We start from the raw sequence: 8,981 nt of genomic DNA on the forward strand, positions 1-8,981 counted from the left end.
TGGAAAGGCTGCGCCGAACGCTGCGGCAGATCGCCGACACCGACGTCGACGTTCTGGTGACCGGCGAGACCGGTTCCGGCAAGGAGGTGGTGGCGAGCCTGCTGCATCGCTGGAGCCGCCGCGCTAGGGGCAATTTCGTCGCCCTGAATTGCGGCACGCTGCCGGAAACCGTCATCGAGAGCGAATTGTTCGGCCATGAGGCGGGCGCCTTCACCGGCGCCCAGAAGAAGCGCATCGGCCGCATCGAGCATGCCAGCGGCGGCACGCTGTTCCTCGACGAAATCGAAAGCATGCCGGTCTCGACACAGGTGCAGATGCTGCGCGTGCTGGAAATGCGCGAAGTCACCCCGCTCGGCACCAACGAAGTGCGGCCGGTGGATCTGCGCGTCGTCGCCGCCGCCAAGGTCGATCTTGGCGATCCGCGCCAGCGCGGCCCGTTCCGCGAGGATCTCTATTACAGGCTGAACGTGGTGACGATTTCGATCCCGCCGCTGCGCGAGCGCCGCGACGACATCGCTTTGCTGTTCTTCTATTTCGCCGAGCGCGCCGCCGCCCGCTTCCGGCGTCCGGTGCCTTCTGTCCCGGCCGCCGTCCACCGCCATCTCAGGGAGCATGACTGGCCGGGGAACGTGCGCGAGCTCGCGCATTTCGCCGAACGCTTTGTCCTGGGGCTGGAAGAAGCAGCGCAGGCGCCATCCCCTGCCCCGACCGAGCCGAATGCCGCCATGAAGCTGCCCGAGCGGCTGGAGCGCTACGAGGCCGACATCATCCGCGAGACGCTCGGCCGCAATGAGGGCGATGTCAGGCGCACCATCGAGGCGCTGGGCATCCCGCGCAAGACCTTCTACGACAAGCTCCAGCGCCACGGCATCGTGCGCAGCGAGTTTTCCAGATAGGAATATCGATCGCTCGGCGCCGCTTGAGGTCCGGGCTGTAGTGCTTGCCCCTTGGGCCTATTGCAGCTGATTGACGTTATGACCGCGTTTCTGCAATGTCTTTCCGCTGCACTGCTTCGAGGTTCGGGCCATGAAGCGCGGTCTTGCTTTCGCTGCGATTGCCGGCGTTGCCCTGCTCGGCGGTGCCGCATTCCTGATTGCCGGTCAGGCGGCGGTCTCGCCAGAGGCAATCCAGTCATCCGTGACGCGTACCCCCGAATTGATCGACACCGCCTGGAAGCTGCCCGTGGCCGCCACCTTCAATGCCGACCTCCAATGGCAATCGAACGGGTCACGATGCGGTCCGGCAAGCGTCGCAAACACATTCCGCTCGATCGGCGAAGAGGAGACAACCGAAGCGGAAGTCCTCGAGGGGACGGGAAAGTGCTGGACCGGCTTTTGCATCATCGGCCTGACGCTCGACGAGGTTGCCGAAGTCGCTCGCACGAAGACCGGGCGGAAAGTCTCCGTGCTTCGCAATCTGACCGCCGAGGAATTCCACGAACATATGAAGCGCGCCAACGATCCCGGCCGCCGCTACATCATCAACTTTACCCGCGAGAAGATCTTCGGCGCCGGCGTTGGCCATTTTTCGCCGATCGGCGGCTATCTGGAGGCGCAGGACATGGTTTTCGTTCTCGACGTCAACGAACGCTACAAGCCATGGCTGATCGAGCGCGAACGCCTGTTCTCGGCCATGGACACAATCGATAGCGATGGCGACCAAAAGCGCGGCTTGCTGCTGATCGAATGAAGACGAGACTGATGCGAGGCGCCGTCGCCGTGGCCTGGGCACGGACTGAAGCAAGGGAATAGCGGCACATTCTGTCACATCGGTTCAGGCTTTGCCGTCTTCGTCTGTCAGGAGTCTTCGCCGTACCGATTCCGGTTTTCGCGGCCCTGCGCTAGATTGCCTGCAGCCGCAACCAGGTTCCCGTCCCCATGATCGTTCAAGCCTGCATCAATGGCGCGCGCAGCGCCGATTTCCATCCACAACTGCCGCTCGATCCCGACGCCATGGCGCGCGACGGCGCGGCCTGCGTGGCCGCCGGTGCAGCCGAGCTGCATGTCCATGCGCGCGGGCCGGACGGCCGCGAAAGCCTGGCGCCGGCGGCAATGGACCCGACTGTGCTCGCGCTCCGCCACGCCTGTCCGGGAACGCTGATCGGCGTCTCCACCGGCGCCTGGATCGAGAATGACGATGAGCGCACGCTGGCGGCGATCGCCGGCTGGCGTGAATTGCCGGATTACGCCTCGGTCAATCTCAGCGAGCCGGCGGCACCACTCGTGATGGAGAGTCTGCGCCAGCGCGGCATCGGCGTCGAGGCCGGGCTTGCGTCAATCGCCGACGCGGAGCGCCTTGTCAGCCTCGACCATGGCGGACGGGTGCTGCGCATTCTGATCGAGATTTCGGAGCAGACGCTGGACGAGGCCTTTGCCGTGTCGGACGGCATCGAAACGGTGCTGGAGCACGCCGGCATGCGCCGCAGCATCCTGCTGCATGGCGAGAACGCCACCATGTGGCCTTTCGTGGAGCGGGCGGCGGGGCGCAAATGGTCGACCCGCGTCGGGCTGGAAGACGGCAAGGCCCTGCCGGACGGAACGATTGCGTCCGGCAATGCCGCGCTGACGGCCGCGGCGGTCGCGATCTTCCGGGCCGGCCGGTAGGCGCGGAAAAAGTGTTGGTGATGGCCAATCTCTCCCCTTGCGGGCAGCTGATCGCAAGACGGTGACCTCGGACCTGATCATCGAACGCGACCTGGCGTCGGGCCTGTTCGGCATGAGCCTCGGCGTCGGCTATCCCGCAAGCATCGTCGCGCAGATGCCGGGGCGCGGCGAAATCGCCACGCCCGGCCTGCTCAACCCGCCGCTGCATGTGCCCGACAGCCGCTTCCTCGACGAACTGGCCAAGCGCGGTATACGGGTATCCAAAATGGTCGGCTGAGAATGAGGATTGCGAACGGTTGAGAGGTCGTGATGGGCGGAAAGAGGCGCCGACGATCAGGCTGCAAGCGCAGCGGGCAGCGCGCACCGACGCAGGATGACTTCTCCGGGAACCGATTGCGGCCCCTACGACTCGTCCCTCTCATCGCGCAAATTAGACACGACGCGGCGGTTCTGCGACCTGCAGGCGGCGTCGGGGCAGTCGCGGACGAGCCTGTCCTTGCCGTAGCCCTTGGCCCACAAGCGGTTGCGGTCTATGCCGCCAGCGGCGAGGTAGTCCATCACCGCATCGGCGCGCTGCTGCGACAGCGCCGTTTCACTTGCGCCGGGATCGTCGGCGAAACCCTGCAGCTTGAGCAGCCAGCGCGGATGCTTTGTCAACCAGGCGATCTGGGTGTCAAGGGTGGCTTTGGCGACAGAATCGAGCGCGGCCGAACCTTGCGTGAAATAGGTGCGGCGGCCGACATTGAGGATAAAATCCTCCTCGCTGCCCGGCTGCACGTTCTGGAAGCCGGCAATCTCGGCGTTGGTGACGTCGGGCGTGGAAGGGGCCAGCGTGTTGCTGGTCGAGCAGGATGCGGCCAGCACCAGCAGGCCGGCGGCGAGCAGCCGGCGCGCATTTTCAATCATGCGGTTCATGAGGCGCGCCAATCATTCGACAGTGGTGGAAGCGGGCGCCTGGTCGGCGATGTGTGGCAGGACCTCCACCGCGGTGCCGATCGGGCACCGCTGGTAGAGGTCGATGATGTCTTCCGGGAACATGCGGATGCAGCCGCTGGAAGCGTCGGTGCCGATACTCCATGGCTCCAGCGTGCCATGCAGGCGGTAGCCGGTATCGGCGCCGTTGCGGTGCAGATAGAGCGCGCGCGGCCCGAGCGGATTGTTGGACGCGCCGCCTGCGACCATGGGCGGTAGGTCCGGCCTGCGCTTACGCATTTCGGGGGGCGGGACCCATTGCGGCCACAGCGCGCGGCGGTCGATCGTCGCGCGGCCGTACCATTTGAAGCCGTCCTTGCCGACGCCGACGCCGTAGCGGATGGCGGTCTTGTTTTCCATGATGACGTAGAGGAAGTGGTGGCGGGTATCGACCACGACGGTGCCGACCGGCTCGCTGCTGAAATACTTGACGATCTGGCGATGCCATCTCTTGTCGATCTTGGCGAAGTTGGTCTTGCGATAGACAAAATTGTTGTCGCTGGCGGTACCGGCGAAAAAGGACTTTGCCACTGCGGCTTGAACAATATTGCCGGTTGCACCGACCGCGACCAGCGCCAGGCCACCGATCACGACACCCCTGCGTGATAAAACCATCGGCAATCCCCCATGCCTTAAGCCTCGCGAACCATAGTTGAGAATTATTTCGCCTCAAAGTGGAAAATGCTGCGTTGCTTCAGTCCGCCGTTAACGGTCTGTCCACTCTAGGTCCGAACCCAAGATTGTAGACGTTCTCTTATCGGCACCGACTTCAACCAAAGAATAGTCAGTGAATTTGACTCCCCGCCCGCCACGACGAACGTCAATACACGCCTAATCCCCGCCTCCGGCCTGTTTTCTTGCTTTGGGGATTCGATGCCCGGAGACGTGGACCGAGAGTGGCGAAGTCACCTTCAGGCCCTTTGCATGGCCGTCACAAACCTCGCGGAATCACCGAAAGCGTCTAAAGACAGGAGGTCTTGGAAAGCACCAGCAGTAGCCATTCGGAGTGCATTTCTGAACCACCGCGACGGGCCGAAAGCGGACTGCCCTCTACCAAATGGCAACCTCGCTGGTGGCAATCCACTCATTATGAAAGAAATGGTCAAGCACGTTCCCGATGCTGGATCTTACGGCCCAGTCACAGTCCTTCTTGATCAACGTCCCGATGGCGTGCATGTCTCCTATGACAAAATGGAGAGCTATCTGCTCTCCTATGGTAGTTTGGAGGCTCTTGCTGTCGCCCACACTCTTGATGCGAAAATCACAACCTTGCTACGCGAATGCGCAAGCTAAACTCTCCTGAGACGCTCCAGATGGATGGAAGTGAGAGCCCGTACCGAATACGCATGATGCGGCGGAAGGCAACCCTGGCAGCGACCGCTTTGAGGAAAGCGGTCGCCGAAGCGATTGTGGGCTCGGCGCCCGCGAATACCTGATCCCGAACGAGGAGTTGATCACCCAAGGGTGATCAACGGGTCATTCAGCGGTGATGCTGTCCGGCTTTCGGTGCTCATGACTCTCACTAACACCGAAGAGCAAATCAATCCCGTGTTCGTGCGCTATCGCAATGGCCAGACCAGCATCAGCATCGGAACGGCGACTAGGATGACCAGAATCGACAGCGGCAGGCCGAGCCGCGGATAGTCGCTGAAACGGTAGCCGCCGGGGCCCATGACCAGCGTGTTGCACTGGTGGCCGATCGGAGTGAGGAAATCGCAGCCGGCACCGATCGCCACCGCCATCAGGAAAGCTTCAGGCCGATAGCCCAACGTTGCGGCGAAGCTGGCGGCGATCGGCGCGACAACCAGAACCGTCGCTGCGTTGTTGAGGAACGGCGTCACGATCATGGCGACGACCAGCATAAGCGCCAGTGCTCCGGCCGGCGGCAACGCGGCGCCGATATCGGCGAGCCACATGGCAATGACGTCGGTCGCACCGCTGCGGCGCAGCGAATCCGAGACCGGGATCAGCGTGGCGAGCATGACCAGTATGGGCCCGTCGATGGCGCTGTAGATATCGCGTGCCGGAATGACGCGGAACAGCACCATGGCGACGGCGGCGGTGAAGAAGGCGATCGGCACCGGCAGCAGGTCGCCGGCAGTGGAGCCCATCGCCGCCGCCAGGATGAGGACCGGGACGACGCCGCGCCGCACGCTGCCGAGCAGGATCGGGCGCTCGGCGAGCGGCAGCGCGCCGAGTTCGCGCAGAATTTCCGGCAAACGCAGCGGATTGCCTTGCAGCACGATCACGTCGCCCATCCGCAGCGTCACTGCGCCGAGGCGTTCGCTGATACGCTCGCCTTTGCGGCTGACAGCCAGCAGATTGACGTTGAAACGGTCGTAGAGCGCCAACTGTTGCGCGGACCAGCCGATGAGCGGGGAATGTTCGCCCACGACGGCTTCGATGGCGGTGGACGATTCGTTGCTGCCTCCACCGGCCGCCCGGCGGCTGCCGGTGACACTGAGCTTCGCCTGGGCGACAACGCGGTCGAGCGCCTCCGGCAAGCCTTCGATCAGCATGATGTCGCCCTCGTGCAGGACTGCGTCGGGCAGTGGCATGATGCGCTGAGCGCGAGCGCGCAGGATCGACGTTACCACCACTTCTCCTCCGGCATATTTCAGGAGGTCGGCCACGCTCTTGCCGTTGACCGCCGAGTCTGCAACGACGCGCGCCTCGGTGACATAGCTGTGGCTGTCGAGCGCCTCGTGGATGGAACTGGACTCGCGGGTTCGCACCGGCACCAGCCAATAGAATAGCGCCAGGAACACGATACCGGCGGCCGCCAGTGCCGCACCGACCGGAGTGAAATCGAACATGGTGAAGGCGGTGCCCGTGATTTCCTCGCGGATGCGCGAGACGACGATGTTGGGCGAAGTGCCGATCTGCGTCATCAGCCCGCCGAGCAGCGAGCCGAACGCCATCGGCATCAGGAACACCGAGGGCGAGGTCTTGGACCTGCGAGCGAACTGGAAGGCGATCGGGATCATGATCGCCAGCGCGCCGATATTCTTGATGAAGGCCGAGAGTATGGTCACGACCGCGACCAGCAAGACGAGCTGGGCCCGGACACCCGTCACGTTTGGTGCGCAGCGCTGGAGGGCGAATTCCATGATGCCGGAGCGCGCGACGCCAGCGCTGACCAGCAGCGCGCTGCCGACGATGATGACGATGTCGTCGCTGAAGCCGGAAAAAGCCTTGTCATATGGGACGACCCCGGCGGCGAGCGCGGCGATCAGCGCGCCGCATGCAACGAGATCATAGCGGAAGCGGCCCCAGACGAACGCCGCCATCATGAGCGCGATGATGGCAAAGGCGAGAACCTGATTGATCAGCATCGACCGGACGTTCCCTCGCTTCGGCTCAGCCTGTCAACACCTCCTGAAGCGCTTGGTTGCAAGTGTAAAGCGCAAGGACGGATGACCTGCGCCGCCCGGCGCTACTTCAGTCAGTGACCGGCAGGCTGCTGGTGAAATATCCCGCTCGAACCAGCGAACGCCCGTGTCACGCCTGCGTCCCTCAGAGTGTCGCCAGCCGCGAATTTGTCAGGGTCTTTCCATAGGCTTGACGCAGTGTCCGTTTTTCTTCCAGCGCCACGATGACAGGTGTGGCAAAATCCGTCTTGTACATGGCGGCGAGCCGTGTCAGCCCGCCTGGCGTGAAGACGTTGATTTCCAGAAGTTTGTCCCCGACGATGTCGAGTCCAACCAGAAACATGCCGTCGCTGATCAATTTGGGCCGCACCATCTCGGCAATGCCCAACATCGTGGTCGTTACCTTGACCTTGCGGGCTGTTCCAGCGGCATGGATATTGGACCGCACGTCGCCCTTGGCTGGAACGCGGCGAAAGGCTGCGTAATTGCCGTCGCGCGCCAGCGGCAGGCCGTTCATCAGAAACAGGCGCACGTCACCAGCCTTGGCCTCCGGAATGTAGGCCTGCGCAATGAGATAGCCGGCGCCGCTGGCCGCCTCGAAGATCTGGTTGAGATTGGAATCGGTAGGCGTCGCAATATGGAAGACGTTCTTGCCACCCGACCCTTGCAGTGGTTTGACGATGCAGCCCTTCGAGTGTTTGTCGATAAATGCGCGGATCTCGGTGATATTGCGCGATATCAGGGTAGCCGGCCTGACAGTCTCGGGAAAAGACTGGAGGTAGAGCTTGCTCTGCGCCTGGCCCAGGCCGTCCGGATCGTTGACGACAATTGCGCCGCGTTCCGCCGCGAGCCGCCCGAACATAACGCCTGCGTTGGCGGCCCATGGCCGATCGGTGGCGTCCAGCGACGGGTCGTTGCGCAGAAACACAATGTCGACGTCGCCGATCGCGAAGGTCTTCTTCTGCTTCGCGGCGTCCTTCAGGGCGGCATGCAGCCTGTCGGACGTCTTGTAGGGAGCGTCCGGCAGAACCGCGGCGCTGACCGCCAGACTGTCGTCGGGCCGCAATATGAAGTCGCCAGGTTCAACATAGACAACGGAATGGCCGCGCTGGACTGCAGCCAGCGCCAACGCTGTCGTCGTGTAGGCAGGCGTCTCGCTCTCGATGGAATTGACAAAGAACGCAATGCGCATCGAGGAGACTCCGCTCAGGTTTCAACCATATCGATCGGATCGATTCCCGCCATCGCTTTCTTGAGGCGCGGACGCGCCGCATCGGAAGAGAAAAACGCAGGTTCGAGGCGTGGCGCCCGCAGCAAGCCGCGCGCGTTCAGTTCCTGGATCGCTCCGAAATGCGCGGCGGATATTTTGCCGATCCAGAACGGCGTGAGGCTGCCGCCGCGCTTCAGGTGATCGAGGACTTGCACAATGCCGCGCAGATAGATGGCGTCTTTTGCCAGGCCCCCGCCTCGATAGACACGCAGCACAACATTGAAGGCGCTGCGCTCGTCGAGACCGAAATCCCTGTGGAGAATACCGAAGGTTTCCTCGAATGTCGCGCCGTTGAGCATCGCCTGACAGGCGACGACCCTGGCCGCGATCAGCCTCAGCCGCGCCGCGGTCATGCCGCCGACCAGATATTCCGCCAGCACGGCCAGTCCCTCCTGCATGCCCTCATAGCCGGCGAGCCCGTTGCGGAAAATGGCGAGCCCCTGCGCATCGCCGTTGAAGTAGGTCAGCAGGTGGACACCGATCTCGTGGCTAAGCAGCGCGGTAAGACGCTCCGGTGGCAGGTTGGTATCGCGCGAAACCAGCAGCCGGTTTCGCGAGACGAGGAGGCCGGCCGGCAGGTCGCCGCGGATCTCCACCGAAGCATCGAAGTCGGGATAGGCTGCCCGATAGCCGGCGATCATGTCTCGCGCGGCCGCGGCGACAGCGTCGGCGCCCAGCCCCTCTTGCCGGGCCGCCGCAACGCCAGGCGCCTTCTCGAGAATGGCGCGTGCGCGCGCCGCCAGCCCCGGCTCGACGCTGCCATAG

The 8,981-nt window shown here is 63.5% G+C and carries 8 protein-coding genes and 2 pseudogenes; 5 read left to right on the top strand and 5 right to left on the bottom strand.

What is annotated here, in order from left to right; translation table 11 throughout:
• The 4 genes and pseudogenes from CN311_RS06790 to CN311_RS06805 all read left to right on the top strand — a co-directional run.
• Positions 1–896: sigma-54-dependent transcriptional regulator (locus CN311_RS06790; protein ID WP_097572567.1), on the top strand; the 896-nt coding region annotated here is incomplete at its 5' end.
• Positions 897–1,026: 130 nt separating this feature from the next.
• Positions 1,027–1,689 carry a phytochelatin synthase family protein gene (locus CN311_RS06795; RefSeq protein WP_097572568.1) on the top strand — a complete coding sequence of 221 codons (663 nt, stop codon included), beginning with the start codon at positions 1,027–1,029 and terminating at the stop codon, positions 1,687–1,689.
• A 188-nt stretch (positions 1,690–1,877) separates the two neighbouring features.
• Positions 1,878–2,603: a 3-keto-5-aminohexanoate cleavage protein gene (locus CN311_RS06800; protein WP_097572569.1), complete on the top strand. Its 726-nt coding sequence runs from the start codon at positions 1,878–1,880 to the stop codon at positions 2,601–2,603.
• Positions 2,604–2,655: 52 nt separating this feature from the next.
• Positions 2,656–2,880: pseudogene (locus CN311_RS06805) on the top strand (saccharopine dehydrogenase family protein); the annotation flags it as partial.
• A 125-nt stretch (positions 2,881–3,005) separates the two neighbouring features.
• Here CN311_RS06805 and CN311_RS06810 read toward each other — a convergent pair.
• Together CN311_RS06810 and CN311_RS06815 are read right to left on the bottom strand one after the other, a co-directional pair.
• The gene (locus tag CN311_RS06810) at positions 3,006–3,518 is read right to left on the bottom strand and encodes an OmpA family protein (protein ID WP_097572573.1); all 513 of its coding nucleotides are present in this window, start codon (positions 3,516–3,518) and stop codon (positions 3,006–3,008) included.
• 12 nt (positions 3,519–3,530) lie between these two features.
• Positions 3,531–4,190, bottom strand: coding sequence for a L,D-transpeptidase (locus tag CN311_RS06815; RefSeq protein ID WP_097572570.1), 660 nt, complete (start codon positions 4,188–4,190; stop codon positions 3,531–3,533).
• Positions 4,191–4,649: 459 nt separating this feature from the next.
• Between CN311_RS06815 and CN311_RS33750 the strand changes: the two are divergent.
• Positions 4,650–4,868: pseudogene (locus CN311_RS33750) on the top strand (DUF302 domain-containing protein); the annotation flags it as partial.
• Between the two features lie 266 nt (positions 4,869–5,134).
• Here the strand turns inward: CN311_RS33750 and CN311_RS06825 are convergent.
• The 3 genes from CN311_RS06825 to CN311_RS06835 all read right to left on the bottom strand — a co-directional run.
• Positions 5,135–6,910: an SLC13 family permease gene (locus CN311_RS06825; protein WP_097572571.1), complete on the bottom strand. Its 1,776-nt coding sequence runs from the start codon at positions 6,908–6,910 to the stop codon at positions 5,135–5,137.
• A gap of 181 nt (positions 6,911–7,091) precedes the next feature.
• On the bottom strand, positions 7,092–8,138 hold the full coding sequence (locus CN311_RS06830) for a glutathione synthetase (RefSeq protein ID WP_097572572.1): 1,047 nt from the start codon (positions 8,136–8,138) through the stop codon (positions 7,092–7,094).
• Positions 8,139–8,152: 14 nt separating this feature from the next.
• On the bottom strand, positions 8,153–8,981 hold an 829-nt coding region (locus tag CN311_RS06835), incomplete at its 5' end, for a tyrosine/phenylalanine carboxypeptidase domain-containing protein (protein ID WP_115504238.1).

The organism is Mesorhizobium sanjuanii (genome assembly GCF_002529485.1).
Lineage (GTDB): Bacteria > Pseudomonadota > Alphaproteobacteria > Rhizobiales > Rhizobiaceae > Mesorhizobium > Mesorhizobium sanjuanii.

What these genes read in the sequence shown, in the direction of transcription:
- CN311_RS06795 (WP_097572568.1), top strand. Translation starts at nt 1,027, where the DNA reads ATGAAGCGCGGTCTTGCTTTCGCTGCGATTGCCGGCGTTGCCCTGCTC.
- CN311_RS06800 (WP_097572569.1), top strand. Translation starts at nt 1,878, where the DNA reads ATGATCGTTCAAGCCTGCATCAATGGCGCGCGCAGCGCCGATTTCCAT.
- CN311_RS06810 (WP_097572573.1), bottom strand. Translation starts at nt 3,518, where the DNA reads ATGAACCGCATGATTGAAAATGCGCGCCGGCTGCTCGCCGCCGGCCTG.
- CN311_RS06815 (WP_097572570.1), bottom strand. Translation starts at nt 4,190, where the DNA reads ATGGTTTTATCACGCAGGGGTGTCGTGATCGGTGGCCTGGCGCTGGTC.
- CN311_RS06825 (WP_097572571.1), bottom strand. Translation starts at nt 6,910, where the DNA reads ATGCTGATCAATCAGGTTCTCGCCTTTGCCATCATCGCGCTCATGATG.
- CN311_RS06830 (WP_097572572.1), bottom strand. Translation starts at nt 8,138, where the DNA reads ATGCGCATTGCGTTCTTTGTCAATTCCATCGAGAGCGAGACGCCTGCC.